Source organism: Nocardia sp. CA-120079, from assembly GCF_050955745.1.
GTDB lineage: Bacteria > Actinomycetota > Actinomycetes > Mycobacteriales > Mycobacteriaceae > Nocardia.
In genome coordinates, this window is the sequence record NZ_CP192088.1 from 3,931,954 (window position 1) to 3,955,199 (window position 23,246).

21 protein-coding genes and 1 pseudogene are annotated in these 23,246 nt (G+C 65.0%); 11 read left to right on the top strand and 11 right to left on the bottom strand.

The window, feature by feature from the left end; genetic code table 11:
* The first annotated feature begins 680 nt into the window (after positions 1-680).
* The gene (locus ACQPYR_RS18055; RefSeq protein WP_433633655.1) at positions 681-2,150 is read left to right on the top strand and encodes a bifunctional phosphatase PAP2/diacylglycerol kinase family protein; all 1,470 of its coding nucleotides are present in this window, start codon (positions 681-683) and stop codon (positions 2,148-2,150) included.
* Between the two features lie 9 nt (positions 2,151-2,159).
* On the opposite strand, the gene ACQPYR_RS18060 is transcribed toward ACQPYR_RS18055, so the two are convergent.
* On the bottom strand, positions 2,160-3,620 hold the full coding sequence (locus ACQPYR_RS18060; RefSeq protein ID WP_433633657.1) for an aminotransferase class I/II-fold pyridoxal phosphate-dependent enzyme: 1,461 nt from the start codon (positions 3,618-3,620) through the stop codon (positions 2,160-2,162).
* Between the two features lie 119 nt (positions 3,621-3,739).
* Here ACQPYR_RS18060 and ACQPYR_RS18065 point away from each other — a divergent pair, with 119 nt between their 5' ends.
* Positions 3,740-4,294 carry a hemerythrin domain-containing protein gene (locus ACQPYR_RS18065; RefSeq protein ID WP_433633659.1) on the top strand — a complete coding sequence of 185 codons (555 nt, stop codon included), beginning with the start codon at positions 3,740-3,742 and terminating at the stop codon, positions 4,292-4,294.
* Positions 4,295-4,729: 435 nt separating this feature from the next.
* On the opposite strand, the gene ACQPYR_RS18070 is transcribed toward ACQPYR_RS18065, so the two are convergent.
* Positions 4,730-6,232, bottom strand: coding sequence for an alpha/beta fold hydrolase (locus tag ACQPYR_RS18070; RefSeq protein ID WP_433633661.1), 1,503 nt, complete (start codon positions 6,230-6,232; stop codon positions 4,730-4,732).
* Positions 6,233-6,516: 284 nt separating this feature from the next.
* Between ACQPYR_RS18070 and ACQPYR_RS18075 the strand changes: the two are divergent.
* Positions 6,517-6,919: pseudogene (locus ACQPYR_RS18075) on the top strand (hypothetical protein); the annotation flags it as partial.
* 43 nt (positions 6,920-6,962) lie between these two features.
* Here the strand turns inward: ACQPYR_RS18075 and ACQPYR_RS18080 are convergent.
* Complete coding sequence (locus ACQPYR_RS18080; protein ID WP_433633663.1) at positions 6,963-7,889, bottom strand: TetR family transcriptional regulator; 927 nt, start codon at positions 7,887-7,889, stop codon at positions 6,963-6,965.
* A 158-nt stretch (positions 7,890-8,047) separates the two neighbouring features.
* Between ACQPYR_RS18080 and ACQPYR_RS18085 the strand changes: the two genes are divergently transcribed.
* Entirely contained in the window at positions 8,048-8,179 is a 132-nt protein-coding gene (locus ACQPYR_RS18085) for a hypothetical protein (RefSeq protein WP_433633665.1), read from the top strand.
* 382 nt (positions 8,180-8,561) lie between these two features.
* On the top strand, positions 8,562-8,843 hold the full coding sequence (locus ACQPYR_RS18090) for a hypothetical protein (RefSeq protein WP_433633666.1): 282 nt from the start codon (positions 8,562-8,564) through the stop codon (positions 8,841-8,843).
* 60 nt (positions 8,844-8,903) lie between these two features.
* Here the strand turns inward: ACQPYR_RS18090 and ACQPYR_RS18095 are convergent, their stop codons facing one another.
* A complete protein-coding gene (locus ACQPYR_RS18095; RefSeq protein WP_433633667.1) occupies positions 8,904-9,854 on the bottom strand; it encodes a TIGR03564 family F420-dependent LLM class oxidoreductase in 951 nt (316 codons plus the stop codon).
* A 604-nt stretch (positions 9,855-10,458) separates the two neighbouring features.
* Here ACQPYR_RS18095 and ACQPYR_RS18100 point away from each other — a divergent pair.
* Positions 10,459-11,451 (top strand): hypothetical protein, encoded by a 993-nt coding sequence (locus tag ACQPYR_RS18100; protein WP_433633669.1) that lies wholly within the window; start codon positions 10,459-10,461, stop codon positions 11,449-11,451.
* Entirely contained in the window at positions 11,448-12,089 is a 642-nt protein-coding gene (locus ACQPYR_RS18105; protein ID WP_433633671.1) for a class F sortase, read from the top strand. The genes ACQPYR_RS18100 and ACQPYR_RS18105 overlap by 4 nt, the downstream gene beginning before the upstream one ends.
* Positions 12,090-12,298: 209 nt before the next feature.
* Here ACQPYR_RS18105 and ACQPYR_RS18110 read toward each other — a convergent pair whose 3' ends face one another.
* Positions 12,299-12,895 (bottom strand): TetR family transcriptional regulator, encoded by a 597-nt coding sequence (locus ACQPYR_RS18110; protein ID WP_433633673.1) that lies wholly within the window; start codon positions 12,893-12,895, stop codon positions 12,299-12,301.
* Between the two features lie 68 nt (positions 12,896-12,963).
* On the opposite strand from ACQPYR_RS18110, the gene ACQPYR_RS18115 reads away from it, so the two are divergent.
* Together ACQPYR_RS18115 and ACQPYR_RS18120 are read left to right on the top strand one after the other, a co-directional pair.
* A complete protein-coding gene (locus tag ACQPYR_RS18115; protein WP_433633675.1) occupies positions 12,964-13,902 on the top strand; it encodes a haloalkane dehalogenase in 939 nt (312 codons plus the stop codon).
* Positions 13,903-13,962: 60 nt separating this feature from the next.
* Positions 13,963-15,564 carry a sulfatase-like hydrolase/transferase gene (locus ACQPYR_RS18120; protein WP_433635176.1) on the top strand — a complete coding sequence of 534 codons (1,602 nt, stop codon included), beginning with the start codon at positions 13,963-13,965 and terminating at the stop codon, positions 15,562-15,564.
* 305 nt (positions 15,565-15,869) lie between these two features.
* Here the strand turns inward: ACQPYR_RS18120 and ACQPYR_RS18125 are convergent, their stop codons facing one another.
* From ACQPYR_RS18125 to cynR, 3 genes are all read right to left on the bottom strand, one after another.
* Positions 15,870-16,388 carry a DUF4822 domain-containing protein gene (locus ACQPYR_RS18125; protein ID WP_433633677.1) on the bottom strand — a complete coding sequence of 173 codons (519 nt, stop codon included), beginning with the start codon at positions 16,386-16,388 and terminating at the stop codon, positions 15,870-15,872.
* Between the two features lie 120 nt (positions 16,389-16,508).
* Positions 16,509-16,907, bottom strand: a complete 399-nt coding sequence (gene cynS / locus ACQPYR_RS18130; protein ID WP_433633679.1) for a cyanase — start codon at positions 16,905-16,907, stop codon at positions 16,509-16,511.
* 231 nt (positions 16,908-17,138) lie between these two features.
* Complete coding sequence (gene cynR, locus ACQPYR_RS18135) at positions 17,139-18,032, bottom strand: transcriptional regulator CynR (protein ID WP_433633681.1); 894 nt, start codon at positions 18,030-18,032, stop codon at positions 17,139-17,141.
* A gap of 165 nt (positions 18,033-18,197) precedes the next feature.
* Between cynR and ACQPYR_RS18140 the strand changes: the two genes are divergently transcribed.
* Both ACQPYR_RS18140 and ACQPYR_RS18145 read left to right on the top strand, forming a co-directional pair.
* Complete coding sequence (locus ACQPYR_RS18140) at positions 18,198-18,668, top strand: nucleoside deaminase (RefSeq protein WP_433633683.1); 471 nt, start codon at positions 18,198-18,200, stop codon at positions 18,666-18,668.
* Positions 18,669-19,387: 719 nt separating this feature from the next.
* On the top strand, positions 19,388-20,308 hold the full coding sequence (locus ACQPYR_RS18145; RefSeq protein ID WP_433633685.1) for a helix-turn-helix transcriptional regulator: 921 nt from the start codon (positions 19,388-19,390) through the stop codon (positions 20,306-20,308).
* Here ACQPYR_RS18145 and ACQPYR_RS18150 read toward each other — a convergent pair.
* The 3 genes from ACQPYR_RS18150 to ACQPYR_RS18160 all read right to left on the bottom strand — a co-directional run bounded on the left by ACQPYR_RS18150 (position 20,287) and on the right by ACQPYR_RS18160 (position 21,978).
* Positions 20,287-20,577, bottom strand: a complete 291-nt coding sequence (locus tag ACQPYR_RS18150) for a hypothetical protein (RefSeq protein WP_433633687.1) — start codon at positions 20,575-20,577, stop codon at positions 20,287-20,289. The two genes, ACQPYR_RS18145 and ACQPYR_RS18150, sit on opposite strands and share 22 nt — an antisense overlap.
* Positions 20,498-21,136, bottom strand: a complete 639-nt coding sequence (locus ACQPYR_RS18155) for an NB-ARC domain-containing protein (protein ID WP_433633689.1) — start codon at positions 21,134-21,136, stop codon at positions 20,498-20,500. Before ACQPYR_RS18155 ends, ACQPYR_RS18150 begins: the two co-directional genes overlap by 80 nt.
* Positions 21,137-21,297: 161 nt before the next feature.
* Positions 21,298-21,978: a hypothetical protein gene (locus ACQPYR_RS18160; protein ID WP_433633691.1), complete on the bottom strand. Its 681-nt coding sequence runs from the start codon at positions 21,976-21,978 to the stop codon at positions 21,298-21,300.
* Between the last annotated feature and the right edge of the window lie 1,268 nt (positions 21,979-23,246).

The window sequence follows — 23,246 nt, forward strand, 5'->3', positions numbered from 1 at the left end:
TATCGGGCAGCCGGTTAGCGTGTCCGCTGGTGGAATGCTGGGGATTCGAGTTGTGCCGTTGCGCTGCTGCGGAATTCGACTCGGTCGTCAGGCATTTCCGCCGTCGCCGCGTCCCGATTTCGGGCTGGGCGATGCCCATCCAAGGCGTTCGCAGTCGCGCGAATTGCCGAGTATCGAGAGGTCCACCGATGTTTGGTCTATTTCACCTGCCACCGACCGGTAGCTGGCTGCCTCCGACCGGTAGCTGGCTGCCGTTGCTGACCAGCATTTGGCCGCCGCGGCCCGAATGGTGACCGCAAATGCCATCGCGTCCGACCCGCTGATCGGGGCCGTAACGGCCTGACGATGCTCGCAGGCCCAGCCGTGGTTCAACACCGATGGGCACTGGCACGTTCTGCCGGACCGCATGATTCATGCATCCGGCAGGGCATGTGCGCACTACTCGGCGTAACCGGTCACCTTGCCGATCCTGAAGTCCGAGGCATCCTCGTCGGATCCACGACCGGCATTCCAGTACCTCCGTGGGAAGATCACATCGGCTCCACCGGGTGTTGCGCGGGTTGAACTCCGGTTTGACCGGCTGCTCGCCAAGTCCGCATGGTGTCCAGGCCGAGGCCGCCGCGGGTTCGGACTCGCCGGACTCTGGGATATCCATGGGGAATCGCAACTAGCCTGTGGGCATGCGCAAGCAGTCACCGAAGTTCTCGGGTCACGTGGACGCGTGGCTGGTGGCGCGAAGTGCCCGGGTGCGGCCGACCCCCGCCGATCGGTTCCTGCGGACATTGAGCATGAGCGCCGACCACAGTCGCCTGTGGCTGGTCGTGGCGGCGCTGATGTCGATGGGCGGCCGAGCACCGCGACGGGCGGCCGTGCGCGGGCTCCTCTCGGTCGCGCTGGCCAGTCCGGTGGCAAACGGCATCGCGAAGCCGCTGTTTCCGCGCCGCCGACCGCCGGACGAGTCGGTGCCCTTCGTGCGACGGCTGGTGAAACCGCCGGTGTCCTCCTCGTTCCCCTCCGGCCACTCCGCCTCCGCGGCGGCCTTCGCAACCGGCGTCGCCCTCGAATCTCCGGCCGCCGCGGTCGTTGTCGCGCCGATAGCGGCGGCCGTCGGCTACTCACGCGTGCACATCGGTGTGCATTGGCCCTCCGATGTGATCGCGGGCGCGGCACTGGGCAGTGCGATTGCCCTCGGTACCCGGCGTTGGTGGGCGCAGCGCGACGATGAGCCCGCCGAGCTGGGTCCGCGTGAACGAATCACCGCTATGCACAACGGATTCGGGCTGCTGCTCGTCGTCAATACCGATTCGGGCGGCGGTGCCGACTCGGAGCAACTGCAGTTACTACACGAAAACCTGCCCGCCGCTGAGATTTTGACGGTGACCGAAGAACTCACCGCCCAGCTCGCCGAACGTGCCCGCCGCCACCATATCGCCGCACTCGGCGTATTCGGCGGCGACGGAACAGTTTCGGCCGTCGCGGCCGCGGCGGTCGAACACCGGCTGCCCCTCGCGGTATTCGCCGGTGGCACCCTCAACCATTTCGCCCGCGACACCGGGGTTGAGCACCACGAGCACACTTTGGCCGCACTGGAATCCGGCGACGCGGTCCGAACCGATACCGCCGAGGTGCGATCCGACGGACTCGGCCCGCGCACCTTCGTCAATACCGCAAGCCTGGGCGGCTATCCCGACTTCGTCCGCATCCGCGAACACTGGGAGCCACGCCTGGGCAAATGGCCCGCCGCGGGAATCGCCATGGTGCGCGTGCTGTTTCGGGCCCAACCGCTACCCACGACCATTGACGGCACCCGCACTGACATATGGATGCTGTTCGTCGGAAACGGCCACTACCGCCCCGCCCACCAGATACCGATGTCGCGTCCCGCGCTGCGCCACGGCACCCTCGACATCCGATATCTGCGCGCGGACCTGCCGTTTTCCCGAATCCGCCTGATCTGGGCCACCCTCACCGGCACCCTCGACCGCTCCGCGACCTACGTCAACCGCCGCGCCGACCGGCTGACCGTGCACGTCGATGGTGGCCAGGTCGCCCTGGCCACCGACGGCGAGGTCGAGCACCGCGGCAACGACTTCACCTTCACCAGCCGCCCCGCGACGCTCATACTGTTCCGCCGACCGGAGCCGAGTTGATCCGGCGCGTCAATTCGCGACCACCCGGACCGTCCGCATCGAACTGTCGGCGGCATCCGGCACCATCATTCCGGCGCGAACCCCGGTGACCAGGTAGTCGATCACGGCCTCGTTCAGCCTCTCCCCAGGCACCGCGACCGGTATACCGGGCGGATACGGCGTGAGCTGTTCGGCGACGATCCGCCCGGCAGCGGACTTCATCTCGACCGTATCGACGGCCCCGAAGAACGCGTCGCGGGGGAGCATCGTGGTATCGAGTTCGAGATCTTGCGGAGCGGGGAGTCGAATCGGTTCCGGCGCAGGAATTTCCGGGGCCGCCGCGCTGAGCGCCAGCAGTGCATCGAGCAGTCGCCTGGTGGTGGACTCGTCATCGGCCATCGACAGCGTCGCCATGATCCGGCGGTGATCGCTGAGTCCGACGTCGATGCGCGCGTTCTCCCGCAGCCAGTCGGCACACTGATAGCCGGAAAGCCCGAGCTCGTCGACATCGATGAGCACCTGCATCCGGTCCAGGTCGTGCGACGCCTCAGCGCCGAGCAACTCGTCCTGCATTACGTGCAATCCCGGAATGTCCTCGATATCGGCGCGTAGTTGTCCGGCCAATTTCAGTGCGGCGCCGAGCAATTCGTTACCGTGCTCGACCATCTGACGTCGCCACCCGTCCAATGCCGCGTACACCATGACATTCGGGCTGGTGGTCATCAAGAGATCGGCACACGCCGAGAGACGTTCGCGTTCGACCAGATCGCCCTGCAGATGGAAGACCGAACCCTGCTCGAATCCACTGCCCATCTTGTGCACGCTGACCACACAGACATCCGCGCCCGCATCCATTGCCCATGTGGGCAATTCGTCGTGGAACGGCAGATGCGCGCCCCACGCCTCATCGACGATGAGCGGCTTACCGCGCTCATGGCACACCTCGGCGATACCCCGGATATCAGCGCACGTTCCGTACGGACTCGGGCTGACGATCAAGGCCCCCGCCGCATCCGGATAGCGCTCCCAGGTTTCGCGGATCCGCTCGGGCGACGGCGGATGGGACAGGTGCTGCTCGGCATCCCAGCGCGGGGTGATCCAGCGCGGCTGCACACCGGAGAAGATCAAACCGGCAACGACCGACTTGTGACTGTCGCGCGCCACCAGCAGCCCCGGTGAACCTCCCGCGACCGCCATCATCGCCGCCTTGACCGACAGTGAACTACCGCAGGTCGAAAAGAACGCGTAGTCGGCGCCGACCGCGTCGGCCATCAACTCCTCGGCGCGCGCCAGGTAGCCACCGCTTGCCCGGCGGTCGTCGAGTCCGCTGTTGCCGAGGACGTCCGAACCGAATGTCTCGGCGCCGAGGATGCGCCGCGCACGTTCGTCCGCGCCGCGGCCCTGGCGGTGGCCGGGCGGGGTGAAACCGTATCGGCCCAGTTCACGGTATTCGACCAGGGCTTCGAGTAAAGGGGCTCCGGCATGGTCCATATTGCCGACCTACCCAGGGGCGCAGGTAGCAAACGGCTCGGTGGCGAGTTTGCCCGTGGCGCGCTGGTCGGCCTTCGGAGGAAGATGTGTAGTACTCCGCCGCAGAAATGAGGTGCACGATGGGAAAGCTGGATCAGAATGTGATCGATCTGCTGACCGACCAGCACGAGCAGATCCGGCGCCTGCTCGAGAAGCTGAAATCGGGCCAGGACGATAAGCGGGAACTGTTCACCGAGCTGGTGCGCCTACTCGCGGTACACGAAACCGCCGAGGAGGAGGTCGTGCATGCGGTGGCACGGCGCGCGGCCTTCGGCGCCGACGACATCATCGGCCCCAGACTGGCCGAGGAAAACGCGGTGAAGCACGCACTGGCCGAACTGTACGACATGGGCGTCGACCATCCGGATTTCGCTGCGAAGCTCGCCGTATTCGCCGATAAAGTCTCCGCACATGCCGCACACGAGGAGACCGAGGAATTCCCCTTCCTGCTCAAACAGTTCTCGGTCAACCAACTCGAACGTTGGGCCGGCATGGTGCGCGCCGCCGAGAGACTCGCCCCGACCCGCCCGCACCCCCATGCGGGAGAGACCGGACTGGCGAACCTCGTGATGAGCCCGCCACTGGCCGTATTCGACCGAGCGCGGGACGTCCTTCGCGATATGCGCTCGCACTGAAGCTATTACCGGCACCTGAGCTGCGGTACTTCTTGGCGGTCGCCGAGGAGCGCCGCGCGCTTTCGGGAATGGGCTGCTGACCTGGCGTGTGCGCCTGTGCCACACGCACGTGCGGAGTTGCCTCGTGGACAGCGTGCCGCCGCGTCCGCTGTGCTGGACACCGGACGGGCCTCGAGATGAGGTGTCGCCGCACAGGACCGGAGACCGCACATGGCACTTACCGCATGGGGCTTCGTGTGCACCGCGCCCGGTAGTGATCCGAGCCGCGAGACGGTGGTGGAAACAGCAAGCTGCCGAACGGTTCTCGTGGGTGTGGACCAACCGGAGCAGGCCCTTCCCGTCTGATCACCCAGGCGTCTGCAGGCCGTGAGCGGCTGGAAAACAGCCAAAACGGCCAGATCCGATAAGATCATTCGCCCAGTTCAATGAGACGGCTCAGGTGGTGTCCGGCATGGAAGCGGCGCGAGTCCGGTTTGCGGCCTCTGCATCCGCGTAGCAGGTGATGTCTGTATCCGGCATGGTCCCCACGCTGAAGTATGTGTTGATCGCGTTGTTCACGCAGGTGCTCAGTTCGGGCCGGAATGTCATGTGGATACGGACATCCTGCAGCGTCACCATCCGTGACTCGGACATGTCCTGATGCAATCGGACGCCGTGGGCATAAGGAGTTCGAGGATCTCCCGTCGCCTGCAAGATGAGCGCGGGCACCGAATTCCGGACGATAGTCGCAGGCTCGACCGGCCGAGGCCACAAGGCGCACGGCTGGATGTTGTTCGCCAGCGCGCCGAACACCGGCTGTGTGGTGCGGGTCTCTTCGATGTTGCGCCAGTACCAGGTCGGATCAATCGGCGCCCCGACATCGCCGCAGGCGATCTGCGCAAGCACCGAGTTCTCGTTGTCGCGCAGCGCCTCCACGATGGCGTGAAGCCGGGGTGTTCGCGATGTAGTGGGCGGACCGCCCGCAGCATCGGCGATCTCCCGCACGGTAGCGGCCATCGCTTCGTTCAGCCGGAAGTTCATCAGCAATCCGTGCAGGATGAACGGAAGCCAGTGGTCGTCAATGGCAAACCCATCGATGACAATGGGTTGGCGTGCGGCGATACGAACGAGCTCCTCGATCTTCGCTCGCACCTGCTGCGGAGTCGCACCGAGCCGGAACTCGTCATCCCGACCGGAAACCCAGCCGGCCCAGTCGTCCAGCGCGATCTCGTCTGCCGGACCCCAATCCTGAACCAAGCCCTCCCAATACCGATCCGGGTCGATCGAGCTATCGAGCACAACGCGGTCACTCCTGTCGGGGAACATCTGCGTGAACACGGCACCGAGGTAGGTGCCATAGGACACGCCGTAGAAGTTGACCTTCTCCTCACCCAGGGCGCCTCGCACAACGTCCATGTCACGTGCGGTGTTGCGAGTGGTGAACTGCCTCAGCTTGTTCGGATCACGAATCAGGCAGGTCGCGGCCATCCCCGCGGACTGAACGGTGTCGTGCACGAATCCCAGCGGATCCAGACCCGCCGACCGAATCATCTCGCCTACCGGCCACCCGCACCGCGGACTCCGACCGGATTCGCCGACCCCGCGTGGATCCATGCCGATCAGGTCGTAACTCGCCAAGACCTCCGTCGAGAGCACATCACCGAGCAGATCCAGACTGTCCAGCCCCTCCGCACCGGGGCCGCCCGGATTGGACAGCAGAATTCCCCGCCGCTGCCCCGGATCGCCGGCCTTCACCCGCGAAATCGCCACGGTTATCGTTCGATCGTCGGGTTTCTCGTAGTCGAGGGGCACCAGTACATCAGCGCACTCGCCACCGGCCCTGTCGACATTCTCGACGCCGCAAGGCTTCCACTCGAGCCGCTGGTGATAGAACCGGTCCAACCCGATCGGGTGCGTGTCGTCCACCGGGCCCGCCTGGCTGTACGCCGGCGCAGTCATCAGCAGGGGCACCGCCACTACAGACATCCAACGCCAGAACAGGTTCACCGACAACAGACTTCACCTCTCGACATGAGGGATCACGCAGGTTGGTGCGACGTGAACCGTAGCCGATACGGCGGTTCGATTGTGGTAGCCCACACCCACCCAGGAAGAGCCGAGTATTTCGGCGCGCATCGAGCCCATCCAGCACGCTGTCCAACCCGGAGTGTGAATCCGCCGGGTGAGTCCGGAGACTTGTTGGTGTGACTGCCCGGCCGGTTGTCGAGCGTAGCGGCGGCCTCGTGGTCATCACCACTGCGCTCGCGCCGGGCCGCCCTGCGCCGCCACTGGTCACCGCCGCGGTGGAGGGTACGCAGCCCGGTTCGGTGATCATGGGCATGACCGACGAGACCGGCGGCAACTGCGAACTCACCGCACCCGGCAGAACCATTGTGCGACACGGCGTCACCATCGCCTCGCCATTGAACTGCCGGCGACCATGCCCGAGCACGCATCGCAGCTGTATTCGAAAAATGTTGCCGCGCCGCTGGATTTGATGCTCTCGGATGGAAGTTGGCGCCGGATTTCAGCGACAGGACCTCGACGATGTGGCACGTCGCCCGGCCCGACCAGATCGATGCCACGCTCCTTGGGCTGGGTCACGGTGTGCACTGTCGTCGAGTGTCTCTGAAATCAGTCGCCTAACGGTCAGGTTCGGCTACTCGGGGGCGGTCGAGATCCGCCGTTGTCATCCCGACACTTTCCCGGAGGGAGCCTGGGCCATGACGGCTCCGGTTGTGTGTCCGCGCATGATGTCGACGGCGAATTGCGCGTATTCGACGGCGATTTGTTCTCGAGAGATGGGGCCGACAGGGCGGAACCACTGCGGCAGAGAAGTGCACATAGTGGCGACAGCGCGGGCGGCCTCGCGTGGGTAGGGGGTGGTGAACTCGCCTGCCCGGATGCCGGCGGCAACTTCGTCGTCGATCATTCGCTGAATGTCTATGCGCTGAGTAGCGACTCGGGAGCGGTTGGGTTCGTCGAAGCTGCGCATTTCGCTGGCGCCGATGAACGCGAGGTCACCACGGTACGCGTGGAACAGCGCGAGGGCTTCGACCATTTTGGCGAATCGTTCGACCGCGGTGACGCCGTCATCGCGGGCCGCGGGGATTCGCCAAAGCAGTTCGGACATTCCGAGGTCGAATATGGCGACGAGCAGGTCTTGTTTACTCGGGTAATAGTGGTAGACACCGGCGACGCTCATACCGGCGGTGGCCGCGATGCTCCTCATCGTCGCGCCGTGGTAACCGGTTTGCATGAATGCTGCGATCGCTGCGTGGAGAGCAGGATCGAGTACCAGGGGCTCAAAAGTGCGCCATGTTTGCCCGTCACCGGCCGACCGGGCGGGTGATGTGCCGGTAGCGTCGGCCGCCCATGGTAGCCGGGTGGCGAGAATGTCGACGGTGGAGACGCCGAGTTCGGCAGCGATCCGGTCGAGCCGGCCGACGGTCAGTGGTGTTTTGCCGTTCTCGATGGCACTGAGGGTCCCGGCGCTGACGCCGATGTTGCGCGCCAGTTCGCGCAGCGAGACTCCAGCCGCCGTTCGAGCCTGGCGCACCAGACGACCCGCACCGGTGTCGACCGAACCCTTACGCGCGATCTCCTGTTCAGTCATACTGAACACCCTACATCACCTTTGTTGATCGAATTGCAGAAGTGCCAGCTGACGGCTTGACATCCTTACGAAATGCAGTGACGATGGTCACCAACTGAACAGCTACCTATCGAACGTACGGTGAATGTTCACACCCCGGGTGCACGGAAGGATGCGCGATGGCCGAGCCAGCCCTTATGGACTCGCTGCGGGGTTCGCCGACGAACTGGGGCAAGTATCGCTTTGACGACGAAGCGGGGGTGCTGAACCATCCGACGGCCGAGGAGGTCCTGCGGGAGGTTCGGAGATGACCGTGGGCAAGGTGTTCACGTGGCAGCGACTGACCAGGGATCCGAAAGGTGATCCGGTATGGACGGGCCGGTCGCCGGCCATGCTGGCGCAGGCCGCCGCGGAATCTATTTCCGCCGTGTCTCCTGGTGCGTACGACTGGCGATCCGATCCTCTGCGAACCGGACTGTCGCGACGAGACCTTCGCTACCATTCGCCGGTTCGCGCACCCCCGGACTCTGAACGGCGAACGCGTCGATCCAGTCCTCTGGCTTGCGGCAACTGGACCGCGGGTTGCTGGCGGAGCTCCTAGTGGATAGGTAAATGCGATCCGAATGTTGCTGTCTCTTGCTATCGCCGCCATCGCCGGAGGTGTCTCACACTAATTCAAACCAAGGATTGATCATGAATTCTCACGAAATAGATATCAACAGAGCCGGGTTTCATGCGGCTATGGAAGCCCTGATGATGGACGATCCCCACCCAAGTGATTGCATTAGTGATTACTTTCAAGATTGTCCCTCACGATGGCTGCAGAGGGCGCTCTACGCATATGAATGGGCAAAGCGAACCTACCTTGTTCAGAACATTGGTTCCACGCTCTACCAGGAGATTCCGCAGCCAGGCGAAGCTCGTGAAGCTGTCCTCCTTTATGAGTCCAGAGTGCAAGAAGCGCCGACACGGTGATGACTGCGTGAAGTTGCTCGGGTTCCTCGCCGTGCGCGGGTGCGCCGGGATCGCGTGGTGCTACCCCGCCGGCAGGGTTGCGGCCGTCGTGGCGCTGGCCCGGTCGGCCGTGAGTGCCCCGGCCAGCGCCCAGGTGCGCTGCTGATCGTGCGTGCCGGCCAGATCTGTGGTGGTGAGCACGACTTCGGTGGCGCCTGCGTCGTAGTAGCGCTGGATTCCGGTGGCGATGGTTTCCTCGTCGCCGATGAGTGCCAGTTCCGCTGCCCGGGAGGCACCTTCGAGTTCGATGACCCGGCGGTAGGACGGCACCTGCTCGTAGAACGCCAGCTGTTGCACCGCCGTCGCGCGGGTGCCCTCGACATCGGCGGTGACAACTGCCGGGACGAAGGCGACGATGCGGGGGGTGGTTTCCGAGGTCTTCGTGATCACCGGCACGATGTGGTTGCTCAAGGTTTTCGGGCCTGCCAGATACGGCAGGGTGCCGTCGGCGAGTTCGCCGGTGACGTGTAGTGCTTGCGGTCCCATCGCGGCCACCAACACCGGTACGCGTGGTTGCGCCCCGGGTACCGCGGTCGGTAGCGGTGGTGTGACCGTCAGCAGTTCGCCGTGGAAGTCGGCGGTGCCGGTGTCGAGCAATTCTCGTAGCGCGGTGAGGAACTCGCGTAAGCGGGTGATGGGCCGATCGAAGGCTGTGCCGAACGCACCAGCGGCGAGTGTCGAACCGACAGCCAGACCCAGGTGATAGCGTCCGTGCGTCGCGGCTTGGGCGGTCTGGGCCTGGGAGGACACCAGCAGGGGATGGCGCCCGACCACGGGGATGGCCGAGGTACCGACCTGCAGGCTTGGCACCTCCCGGCCCACGATGGCGGCCAGGGCGGGGGAGTCGTAGTCCATCCGCTGTCCGAACCACACCGACGCGATACCCAGCTCGGCGACCGAGCGGGCCTGCGCCACGATCTCATCGACGTAGTTGCTCGAATTCGAGGCAGCCAGCGCAATTCCGAGAGTCATGCCAGGGGCAACCTGCGCGCGGGAGCGTCTGTTCCCGAAATACGAGATGAAATCAGTTTGATCACAAGGGTTTTCGTCGTCCTGGCGTATGTGGCCTGACCCTGTGGGGAGGGGACGCGCCGATGCGGCAGCGGCGACCAGGCGTGCTCTCATGAGGAGGACATGTGCTCCGCCAGTTCAGCCACGTTCTCCCAGCAGGCGTCGACGCCCCGTCGCGTCAGCTTCCCTCCCGGGGCCGAACGCGCTTTCGTTATCGAACCGGCATGGTGTGTCGCGGCGTCGCGCCAGGTAGCGCCAAGGCGGGGGTGTTGGCGTCCTCGATCGGTCACTCACCAATCGCCTCGAAAAGTGCAGCCGCGTGCTGGTCGGGATGCGATCAGGGGATTTCTCGACAGCCCCTAATCGGTCTTAGGGTCTTGTCCGAACGTTCGGTCTCGAATACCCCCGGTTACGTCTCAGTTGACTGCTCTGCACGTGGCTTGAACGGCGGCTATGACCGAATTGGCTGCCGATTAAAGATTTCTGGCCAATTTTCCGTAACACAAGGCGCGATACATCCGACGGACGGGTTGTCGAATAACAACTGCTGGAAGAGAACTGAACAATGTCGGCAAGGACTTTCTCGGCTGCGGTGGTCGTCGCGGCCGCCGTCATCGTGTGCGCATCGTCGGCTGCTGCGGACCCCACGACGACAACGACTCCCGCTCCGGGCATCGATCTCGGAGCTGAGGTCGGCGGCGGGGGTGGCGCCTCGGCGAGCGTCGGCGCAGGCACGGCGGGCGCAGGAACCGGAAACCTCGGTGTCGGTGGGGGAGTCGGTGTCGGTGGGGGCGTCGGGACGGGTGTGGATGTGCAAGGCGGGGGTGGGCTCGGCGGCAACGTCGGTGGATCTGTTGCGCCGAGTGCCGGCGTAACACTGGGAGGCAACGCCGGAGGTGGCCCGCAGGTCGGCGGCAACGGGAATACCGGTGGCGGCGTCCAGGCCGGGGCCAACGGCGGCGGTGACGTACAGGCCGGGGGCAACGGGAACCTCGGTGGCGGTGTGCAAGCGGGTGGCAATGTCGGAGGCGGCGGGCAAGTCGGCGGGAACGCCGGTGGTGACGTTCAGACGGGTGGAAACGGGAACCTCGGCGTCCAGGTCGGCGGCAACGGCGGCGGTGACGTACAAACTGGCGGCAATGGAAACCTCGGTGGCGGTGTGCAAGCCGGTGGCAATGTCGGAGGCGGCGGGCAAGTCGGTGGGAACGCTGGTGGTGACGTTCAGACGGGTGGGAACGGGAACCTCGGTGGCGGGGTACAGGGCGGTATGCAGGCCGGCGGCAACGGCAATCTCGGAGCGGGCGTGCAAGCCGGTGGCAACCTGAACACCGGTGCCGGTGTACAAGCTGGCGGGCTGGGTGGTATCGACTTGGCCGCTGCTGGAGCGGGCGCGGCCGGCCCGGACACGGTGTACGGCATGGCCATTCCCGTGGGCGCGACCACGGGAATCCCCGGTGGCCCGGCAGTCACCGACCTGGTCCCGCCCGGCGGATACGTGATCCCCAAGGGCGCGCCCGCCACCGGTGCCGGCGGCATGGCTGGAGTGAGCCGACAGTGACGACCTCAGGCATCCAGGCCATGTGCATGCTGACCTCCCGCCGGAGAATGCTCGGCGTTTTCGTCGCCGTACTGGCGGTCACCGCGGCGCTGGTCGCGGGCTGCGGGTCGTCTACTGGCACCCCCTCGACCGCGAGTACGAGTGTTGCGCCCGCGCCGACGGGTGTGCAGACCGCGGCGCCGATAAGTCGGTCGACTCCGGTGTCGTTCAAGATCGCTTCGATCAACGCCTCCGGGTCGTTGATCGCGGTGGGCCTCAATTCCGATGGCTCGGTGCAGGTGCCCGCGGATTATCAGCAGGCCGCCTGGTATCAGAGGGGGCCCGCGCCGGGTGAGCAGGGCTCGGCGGTCATCCTCGGCCACGTCGACTCCTACCAGGGTGCCGGGGTGTTCTTCGAGCTGAAGAAGGTCAAGCCGGGTGACATGATCGACGTGCCCCGCGCGGACGGGAAAACCGCGCATTTCAAGGTCACCGACGTGCGGATGTACCTGAAGACCCAGTTCCCCGATCAGACCGTGTTCGGTGCTCGCGGCGGAGCGACCCTGCAGGTCGTCACCTGCGGCGGCGAGTTCGACCAGACCGCCAGGAGTTACCTATCCAACGTGGTCGTGTTCTCCTCACTCGACTCGGTCACCTAGACGGCACCGAGCCCGATCTGCGCCGCAGCCGCGGCGCAGATCGATGCGGGTATGGGGCACACAGGATCGGCCTTGGACTGCCCGGCCCCGCTCGGCGGTGGAATGGGTCTCGACAGTTTCGCCTGGACAATTCAGGCCTATCTGCCCATCCAGCGACCCGGATCCTGTTCTGCGCGTGCGTTTCTGGTGTCGAAGAGTCCGCACCACGGTCAGCCGATGACCGCGGCGGTTCCGTCGATGACGGTCGGCGCGGGTGCGAGCAGGGCGGTGAGGGTAGCGACGACGGCGGCTCGGGCGGCATCCGCGGAGAGGCCTTGATGGCGGCGGAATACGTCCCAGGTCTCCCATGAAGCGGCGGCGTAGGCGGCCTCGCGGGCGGGCCGGTCGAGGCGCTCGAGTTCGGGGAGGTTGGCGCGCAGGTGGGCGCGCAGGGCGGCGCGGCTTTCCTGTAGACGCTCGGCGAGGACGGCGGATTCGTGCTCGCGCAGCACGGCGGCACGGCGGGTGCCCGAAATGCGCTCGTACAGTTCGGCTCGCAGCTCGATCAGGGTCTTGATGCGATGACCCTGATCGCCGATCACCGGACGGAGCAGGGGAAACCAATGTCGCTGCATTTGCGTCTGCGCGGCGGCGGCATACATCGACTCGAGATCGGTGAAGTGATGGAACACCGACCTGGTCGCGACCCCGGCTCGCTCGGCAACGGCCCGCGCGGTCGGTTGCAGATCGCCTTCTTCCGTGAGCGCCAGCACGGCATCGAGCACCGCTTGACGGTTCCTTGCCGCCCGAGCGGTGCGTCCATCCATCGCGGTTCATCCTAACAAGCCGCGGCAATAGTTGCACTCATGATGCAAGAACATTTAGGGTCAGGACTATGCACGCACTGCGTACGCCTGAGGAACGGTTCTCGGCCTTGCCCGACTTTGCGTTTGCGCCGCACTATGTCGAAGTTGTGGCCGACGACGGCGACGACACCCGCCTGCGCATGCACTACCTCGACGAAGGCCCGCGAAATGGCGAAGTCGTCGTACTGCTGCACGGCGAGCCGTCCTGGAGTTTCCTGTACCGCAGCATGATTCCGGTGCTCGTCGCGGCGGGCCGGCGGTGTGTCGCACCGGATCTGATCGGCTTCGGCCGCAGCGACAAGCCCGTCGACCGAGCTGACTACACGTATGCCCGCCACGTCGAATGGCTGCGAGAAGCGCTCTTCGACCACCTGGATCTCGCGTCGATCACGCTGGTCTGCCAGGACTGGGGCGGTCTGATCGGGATGCGGCTGGTCGCCGAACATCCCGATAGCTTCGCCCGGGTGGTCGCGGCCAACACCGGACTTCCCGACGGAACGGCAACGCTGAGTGATGCCTTTCTCGCTTGGCAGCGGTTCTCGCAGGAGACGCCGCGGTTTCCGGTCGGGGCCATTATCGAAAATGGTTGCCGGGCAAAGCTTTCCCCCGAGGCTGTGGCCGCATACGACGCCCCGTTTCCCGATGAGAGCTACAAGGCCGGTGCCCGCGCCTTCCCCCTCCTGGTCCCGACCCGGCCCGACGACCCGGCCGCTGCGGCGAACCGTCAGGCCTGGGAGCAATTGGCCCGCTTCGACAAACCGTTTCTCACCGCCTTCTCCGATGGCGACCCGATCACAGCCGGCGGCGAGAAGATCTTCCAGCGCAAGATTCCCGGGGCGTCCGGTCAACCGCACACGGTGATCGAGGGCGCGGGACATTTCCTGCAGGAAGACAACGGTCCTCGGCTCGCGTCGGTGGTGAACCACTTCATGGACGCTTCTTCCCAGCACCCGACCGAAAGGCAGTAGGACACAGTGTCGATCAGCAGGCGTGGGTTCTTCGGTAGCGGAGCGGCGGCGACCGCTGCCATGGCGACTGCCGCCATGACCACCGGGAGCCCGAGCGCATCCGCCGGGCCGCGCACGGACATTCACCCTGACAAGCCGAATATTCTCGTCGTCATCGTCGACGAGATGCGGGCCCCCATGTGGTTCCCGGACCAGCCCGTGCTCGACACCATCCTTCCGAACATCGCCGGATTGCGGTCCAAGTCGATCTCGTTCGAACAGCATTACACCGCCGCCAACGACTGCACGCCCTCCCGGGGCGCGATGGTGACCGGCCTGTACTCACATCAGACCGGCTGTCTGTCGACCTCGACCTCGCAGCTGTCGCCGAGCTTCCCGACCTGGGGCTCGATGCTGCGCGAACAGGGCTACCGCACCTCGTGGTGGGGCAAATGGCATTTGGGCCACGACGCCGACACGACGCCGGGCGGGTTGGAGCGTCACGGCTTCGACGGCGGCACCTACCCTTCGCCCAACGGCACGCCCGAGCAGGGCCTGCAGATGGACGGCCGGATCGTCGACCAGTTCGTCGACTGGTTCAATACCGATGCGGGCCAAGGCCCCTGGTGTACGACGGTGTCGCTGGTCAACCCGCATGATGTCCAATGGTGGCCGCGCTGGACCCGGCGTACCTTGGCGTTCAACAACATTCCGCGCTGGATCGACACCCTGCCCGCCAATCACGAGACCCTCGAACAACTCTCGCGCAAGCCTCGTCTGCAGCTGGCCTTGGTGCAGGTGTCGGCGGCGACCTTCGGCGTCGCGCCGTACGGCACGCCCGACGCCGACCAGGAGTGGATCGACCTGCTCAATCTCTACCTGTGGTTTCAGCAGCAGGTGGACATCCAGATCGGCCGGGTACTGACGGAACTGGCGACCCGTCCGGAGGTGGCGGCCAATACCGTGGTGGTGTTCACCTCCGATCACGGTGACTACGCCGGCTCGCACGGCTTGCACGGCAAGGGGGGCGGGGCCTACGACGAGGCCATCCGGGTGCCGCTGTTCGTGTACGACCCGCGCGGTGACCTCACGCCGGCAGCCGGCACTCGCACCCAGCTGACCTCCAGCATCGACCTGGCTCCACTGCTGCTGGCCATCGGCGCGGGCGGCAACGGCTGGCGCGGCGACGAGCGCTACGCCCATCTGGCAAGCAGACACGATATCGCCGCGGTCTGCCGCGACTCGAGCGCGCCGGGACGGCCCTGGATCGTACACACCACCGACGAACACTCCATCGAGGAAGCCGCGGTGCTGTTCGACCGCGACGCACCCGGCCATGTGGTGGCCGTCCGGACCGCCGACGCGAAGTTCGTCCGCTACTCGCACTGGGTGCCGGGCTCCGCGAAGATCGACCCGTCGCGCGAGGAGGAGTACGAGCTCTACGACTACTCGACCCACGACGGTCGCCTCGAACTGGACAACACCGCCGCGGCGGGCGGGAGCCTGCGCGACGCGATGAGCCGGCTGCACGACCGAGCCGTCAGCGAAGAACTGCACCGACCGCTGCCCGACTACCTGCAGCAGGCACAGCAAGAAGGCTGGAACGACTACAACACCCAGATCGCCAAGCCGTTCGGCGAGCAGCTCAGCGACTTCCTCCGCGACGGCATCGGCGCGAAGTAGCCCGCCCGTGGCCCAGGTGTTCCGCACCCGGCTCGTCATCACGTCGCAGCCGGGATCCTCGCCGGTATGACCGAATCGGCCTCCGCCGTAGCGGAATGCGCCATAACCGACTTCGACGCCGTCACGTACCGCGCAGCGCGGCATGAGCATCGTGGCCCGTAACTGCTCACCGAGCAGACTGGCATAGGCGCGCACGAACTTGTCCAGGTCGGCAGCGGTTGCGAAGGCCCCACCGTCTGTACCACCCACTTCTGGTTGCTGCCGGGCTTTTCGCAGCACGTAGAACCAGCCCGGTGGATGCCGGGCTATTCGGCCGGTTCCGGATGGGTTGTCGGTGTGTGGATGATGTCGTAGTACACGGCCTTGTTGGCGGGCTCGGGGTAGACGCGGTAGGTGAATTCCTGGTCGGTGAGCGTGACGATGTCGACGACTCGGCGGAATTGTTCCTGTCCCGCATCGTTTTTCGCGACAATGGTGCGAGTCTTGCCGTCCGGAGAGACCGACCAGTCGCCGTGCATCTTCGGCGAATTGTCGAGGTTGAACATGGTGAAGGTGCTGTTCGGCCTGAAATAGGCGAAGCCGACGTAGTTCTCGACGCTGTCATCGGTCAGGGGTACTGATCCGCGCTGGGCGTTCTTGGCGGCGGTGGTCTCCCACGGGGTGGCGGCCAGCGTCGCCGAGGGCGCTGCCGCCGCGGACGAGATGTGAGTGGACATCGCGGTCGAATTGGAGCTGTTGCTGCTGCCGCAGGCGGCGAGCAGGCCGACCGCGGCGAGAGCCACGACCGCGGGTACAACTTTCTGCACGAGCGCATTCCTTGTCATGAGCACTTCCTGTCAGTCGCGAGATGGCGATAGATGCGGGGGTGTGGCGAATCGCGGCTGCCGCTGGATGATGGGGTGGTCAGAACGGCTTGGTGGGCAGGTACTTGCCGTCGAGGGTGATCACTGCGCGTTCGCCGCCGTCGGGGTCGGGCACCTTCCGCACGTCGAGCTTGAATTGATGGCGCTGATGATGCTGTCGCCGAACTGTTCGTGGACAAGGGCCTCGAGGGTGGTGCCGTAGACCTGCAGCATCTCGTAGAAGCGGTAGATCGTTGGGTCGGTGGGGATCCCGCCGGGGATTGAGCCGCGGCTCGGGGTGGTCTGCAGCTGCGTGATCGCTTCGTCATCGAGGCCGAGCAGGGTAGCGGCGGCGACGGCGGCCCGCTCCGGCAGCGGATGCCGGCCGAGTATCGCGGCGGTGACGAACGCGGTCGAGTAGCCGGCGGCGTCGGCGATCTGCTGCCAGGTCAGGTTGATGTCGCCGATGAGTCGCGGCGGATCGCGCTTCCCGGACTCCACCGACCCGCCCCACGATGGAAGTCGCCGCGCGGCGATCTTGGCCTCGACGCGGCTGCGGCGAGCGCTTGCCGGGCCGCGGGGTCGAACTGTGCGTGCACCATGGTGCGTGCCTTTCTTTCGAGTGCGCCGCCGTGCCGGGCGTGTGCCGGGTCTCGGCGCTGACGAAATCAGCCTGCAGGACCTGGTGTTATAGAGTCCAATACTTGTATTCCATCGCAACCATTGGCTTCATCAATGGGTGTGTCGGTACTCCTCCGCGACATCGTGGACGACCGCTGTGAACGCGCGACCGGCAGCCGAGTGGTACGCGGTGTTCCGCCGTAACAGCCCGACGGTGCGGGTGGGCATCGGCGGGGTCAGCGGCACCGCATACAGGTGGGCATGCATGCGCGTGATCGCGTCGGGCAGCACGGTGGCGACTGAACCGCGGCGGACGAACTCGAGCAGTGCGCTGATCGAATTCGCTTCTACCGCAATGTGTGGCACGATCTCACACTCGGCAAAGTACGCATCGATGTGCAGCCGCGTCGCGAAGTTGACGCTGAGCAGGCCTAGGGGCTCGCGGGCGAGTTGGCGAGCCGGCAGTGGACCCGTCGCCGCGAGCGGGTGGCCCGGGCCGACCACCAGCACGAGCGTCTCGGTGAACAGGGCGGTGGCGTCGATACCTGCGGCGTGCGCGCCGATGAACCCGATGCCGAGGTCGAGCCGGTCTGCGACCAGGTCTGCCTCCATCAAGTCCTGGGTCGTCTCCTGGACGGTGATGGTGATACCGGGATGTGCGGAACGGAACCGGTGCACGAGCGGTCCGATGAGATACGCGGTGAACGTCGGGGTGATGGCCACCCGCAACTGTCCGCGAGTCAAGTCCTGCACATCGTGCACCGCGCGTTCAGCGGCGCCGAGATCCCGCAGGGCCAGCCGCGCGTGGTGTGCGTACGCCTCGCCGACGTCGGTCAGCCGCACCGTACGGCCGGATCGGTCCAAGAGCACTACGCCCAGCGCATGCTCGAGCTGCTTGATCTGCTGCGAAAGCGTCGGCTGCGAGATGTGTAGCGATTCGGCCGCGCGGGTGAAGTTTCCGTGGTCGGCGACTGCGAGCAGGTACCTGATGTGGCGCAGCTCCATCGCCTCACTATAGGCCCGATCAATTGTTGCGATGGAATCTATAACTTGGACACTATTACCGCTGTTCGGCATCATGGATTCGGGCGCCCCGTCAGCGGAAACCGCCGACGATCTACACCCCGCGCCACCGACTGCCCGGCGAAATCACCGGAATCGAGGGACACGATGACCAGTGCCGACAATGACTTTCTGCGGCAAGCGATCTCGCTCGCCGAGGAGGCGGGGCAGCGTGGCAACCGCCCGTTCGGTTCCGTCATCGCGACCGCCGACGGCACGGTCATCGCCGCGGGACGCAATCAGGTTGCCGAGACCGGCATGGTCACCGCACACGCCGAACTCACCGCCATCACGGGGGCGACCGAGACCGGACGCTCCACCGACCTGGTCGGCGCCACGATCTACGCCAGTGGCGAGCCATGCCCCATGTGCAGCGCGGCGATTGTGTGGACCGGCATCACGCGGATCGTCTTCGCCGCCGCCGAACCCGACTTCACCGCAATTATCGGCGGACACCCGCGGTTCGCTCTACGGTGCGCCGACATTATCGGCGCCAGCGACGCGGACGTCACTGTCTCAGGCCCCCACCTCGGCGACGAGGCCCTCGAGCCGTTTCGTCGCCACCGTGGAAACCTTTAACCCGGCTGCACGATTCGCCTGGCCGCACCGATCTCGGCCGACTGGTCGGTGTGCATGTCCGTCGGGGATCGGTCGGTATCGACAGGCTCTGACTCTGCGGTCGATCGGCCGATAGTCGTTGTCACGCATACCATTCCGAGCAATGGACAGCGACCCGCGCCGCGCCTGCTGCGGCACACAGCCGGACCGCAGGTTCCCATGCCGCGCCCGCACACTTGCACCATAGAATCCGGATGCCGGTGAGCGAGTGAGTATTCGGATACCAGTGAGGTGTGGATCGGGAGACGACGGCTGGCGGGTATCGGTGCTTCGAGCAGGTTCCCACCCGTGCTCGAACCGTGACTGACACCTGAGTCTTGCGCCTGTGAACGGAGACCCGCTTTCGTCTGGCCATCCCCGCTTACCTGCTCGGCAAACTGTATCTCAGCGACCTGCGCCAACTCCCGCTCCCTAGAACATGTTGACCTTCGCCCAAACCTATGACGTCGACAACGATCTGGCCGCTTCCGCTGTCCTCGAGTCCACCATCGTGTCCCTGTGCCTGCTACCGATCCGGCAACTCGCTATCCGCTGACCGTCCGCGCTGGTATGTGCCCAGGGGAGGAGGTCGTTGTGGTGGCTGCTCGGTCGCCGATCGCGGTCGGGTCGTTTGGAGCCCTTGCTGATGCTGGTACTGGTGGCACCTGGATACCGCTAGTGAAGTGCGGGACGATCATCACATGACCGATGTTGTTGATGTGCAGGCGGTGCGCAAAGCTCGACGTTCCGAGCTGGGGGCATTCCTGAAGTCACGTCGTGCCAGGATCTCGCCGGAGGACGTGGGGCTTCCTCCGGGACCCCGTAGGCGAACGCCAGGTCTGCGCCGCGAGGAGGTCGCGCAATTAGCTGGGATAGGCGTGACGTGGTACACGTGGCTCGAGCAGGGGCGGAGCATCAATGTCAGTGTGCAGGTGTTGAATTCGGTTGCGCGGACGTTGTCGATGGATGCTGCGGAGAAGGCGCATTTGTATCGGTTGGCGGATGTGCCGACGGTGCCGACTGCGCATGCGGGTACGGCTCTGCCGGAGGAGCTTCAGGTGATTTTGGATCATTTGGAGCCGTTGCCGGGGGTGGTGCTCAGTCCGCGCTATGACGTGCTGGCTCACAACACGTCGTATGAGGCGCTGTGTCCGGGTTTCGTAAGGGGAGAGCGTAATGTGGCCCGTCGGGTGTTCCTGACTCCGGAGTGCTGCAATACCTATCACCATAATTGGGATGATTTGCGGCGGATGGTCGGTTATCTGCGTGGTTCGTATGTGAAGAATCTTGGTGATCCGGGTTGGGAGGGTTTCATCTCTGAGTTGTGTGCGGAGAGTGAGTCTTTCGCGTCGTTGTGGGCTCGTAATGATGTGGCGGTTCCGGCGAGTCGTACGAAGCAGATCCGTAATTTGGCAGTGGGGGAGTTGGAGATGTTTTTGACGAGTATGAGTTTGCCTGCGTTGCCGCATGCGTGGATGCAGGTCTATACCCCGGTTGATGAGGTGGCGTGGGGGAAGTTGCGTGAGTTGTCGGCGATGAGTGAGGAACAGCGGCAGCGGCCTTGGATCGAGCATCGCGAGCAGTATCACGCAGCTACCGGTCAGTCGGGGCTCGTTGGGTGAGTTGCCGTGGACGGGATCGTGTTCGACGGATCCGACTGCGGCAGTATCCGATAGGTGGCGATCAGTTCCGTCGCGTCGGTGGCCCACAGCATCGTCTGTAACCACGCCAGGTGCGACAGCAGCGCGCGCAGCTCCTCGCCCGCGTCGGCGGCGGCAAGGTGATGTGGCAGGTTGCGATAGAAGTAGCCGTCATCCGGCGAGGCGGTCGAGCAGCTCCGCCACGTCCAGGTCGTCGAGTCCGGACTGCCGCCAAAGCGTCTGTGCCGCACCGATGGTCGGATGTCTGCCGTCGAATACCGCGAGTTCGAGATAGCGGGCGCGATCAGCGGGATCCAGGGCATCGATGCTGACGCTGATTGCGCGCAAAAGGTCCGGGTATGGATAGTTGCTGAACGGTTGGGCGATCTTGGCGAGATCGGCCTGACGCAATCGGCGCAGCACTCCAGGCCAGCGCTCCGGGCGGCCGGCGATCATGGCGCCCGCCATCGCCATCGCCAGCGCAAGATAGCCGCATTCGGCCGCGATCTCCAGTTCTTCCCGCGGCAGTTCCTCAACCGCGAGCCGCGCCCACCGGGCCAATAACCTCAGCGATTCCCGGATGCTCAGACCGGTGACCTCGAAGCAGGTCGCGCCCACCGCTCGCGTGATGGCGGTATCCCGGGTGGTGAACAATAGCCGTCCAGGCACCTGCGTGAACTCCACCAGCACCTGTTCGGTGGGCATCGCGTCGGCCGCAGCATCTGCTCCGGTGGCATCGCCGATGACGTGGGCGCAGGTCAGTACATGCCGCTCGGTAATGAGGGAATCCGGCGCCGTAAGTCGCACCACCGGCGGACTCAATCGCGACCAATGCGCGCCGCCACTCAGGCGTAGGCATTCCACTGCTCCCCGTTCACCTCGCACCGTCCGGCGCGCAATTTGCCCGCCGCCGTACGGACGAACAGCGGTTCTCGACCGCACCGATGCCCCGGCACCACACCAGGGTCGGATCACCGGTACAGCGCAGCGATTCCCCGGTCGAGGGCGCGAGGTCGGGACCGACCTCGAAGCTGGTGCGGCCGGGCAGCATCGGTGTCGAGGTCCAGTCGTGTGCGTTCCTCGGGGAGGTGATACTGCCTGCGCAACACTCCGTCGAAGCTCCCGCGCGCGACAATTTCCAGCCCATACAAGCTCGTAACCACCACGGCGGGCTGTCCGACCACAGAACGAGCCAGGCTCTCCGGTCCTATCAGGCCGATCGGCTGCTGATACCAATAGTGTTCGAGCACGCCGTCCGCGCCTGTGCTGAAGACATCGAAGCGGCCGCGGCTCCAACTGACGAAGCTCGCATCCGATACCGCTCCTGCAGACCTCGCCAGCCGAGGCGGCCCCCAGTGACCGTCGAATTCGTAATGCCACAACCGCGTCTCGACATCGCGGACGAACACATCCAACCGATCCGGGCCCCAAGACCCGATGGTCGGGCGGCCAACGGGCCGGGCGGGCAGTTCCATCCGCTCGACGATCCTCGCCGCAGCATCGGCTACGACCAGATGACATAGCCGGTTTCGGTCATCGACCGCGACAACATCCACGCACTCCGGTGTGGGTGCGACAGCCGCCGGGTCGGTCACGATGCCGTCGGCGAGCACACCGAACCGTGGTACTCGCAGCACGGCGCATTCGTCCACAGCTTCTCATGATCCTATGGCGCGGGCGAATGCGGGGTGCCGTCGATCAATTCGAGCGCGCCAACCGGTTTCAGCCGATCACGGAGTTCATGATGGTCCCCGCGTCGGTTGCGATGACGCCGCCGCGCCTGATAGATCTCCACCAGCCATCGGGCCAGTGTGTGACGCCGCGCCGGGTTCGGCAGCGCGAGGCAGACCGTGTTGAGCGAGCCTTGGCTGGTATACGGATATTTCGGCCCGGCATGGCGGATGTTTCGATACATACAACGCCATAGCATCCGGTATGGAGGCCGAAGCTCGATACGCCACGGGCCGAAACCCCTGCACCCACACTGAATCCCGCCAGAGCTTTGGGGCCGCATGATCACAACTCCGCCCACTGGTCCGAAACCGTCCGGCCATACCGCGGGTGGCGGGCCGTTCGGTTTGGAAAGTCCGAAGGCGTGGCCCGGCGCGCGGGTAGTGAGATCCGCCAGGCCCGCGCGCACAAGGCGTGGGCCCTTTCCGTGACGCCGTCTCGATCGTGATCCGGCCCGCTCCGAGCGGAATTGCCGATCACCACCCTTCAGTCGTCGAATTCGATGAACGGTCGGCACCCTATCGGTGCATCCGCGCGACGTCATCGGTTGGTTCGCGAAAGTCTATCGAATTCGCGATGGGGCCGGAAATAGGTATGTCGTATAGGCATTAGAGTGCTGTTGCGGCCAACTGTGTGAATTGTCTTGCCGGTAGCCTGTCGGTTGCTGTGATAGCAAAACTGAATTGCAGATTCGGAATGACGGAAGATCGGTTCGGAGATCTTGCGGTTACAATTTCAAAGTTTGTGTTTTGTTCGTAAATATCACGTACATCGGTAGAAGCCGTTCGCTCCGCAGTATTACATTGGACTATCCAGGCGCTGGGTCTGGACGTTCATGCGCTCCGCGGAAACGGCTGGACGCAATGGGCGGCAAGAAGGACGTGGATCGCGATTCGACGGATAATGCGTAGTAGCCGGGACGCGTTGGGTGGATCGCTGACTTCTTCGTGACCGAGTGACGCTTCGGCGCACATTTGTAGAGCGACGATTGGCGGTGATCCGCATTTGCATCGACGGCGCTGATGTCCGGTATGGAACGCGATGCTGTTTCCAGCGTGACTGCGACGAGTTTTCGGCCTGCCCAACGGCCGTCTGGCCGTCGTATATAGCCGATCTAAGAAGTGTCAGCAAAAGATCGCCCATCGGTTGCGAGGGCCCGACCTTGTTGTCCGTGGTAGAGCGGGACCTG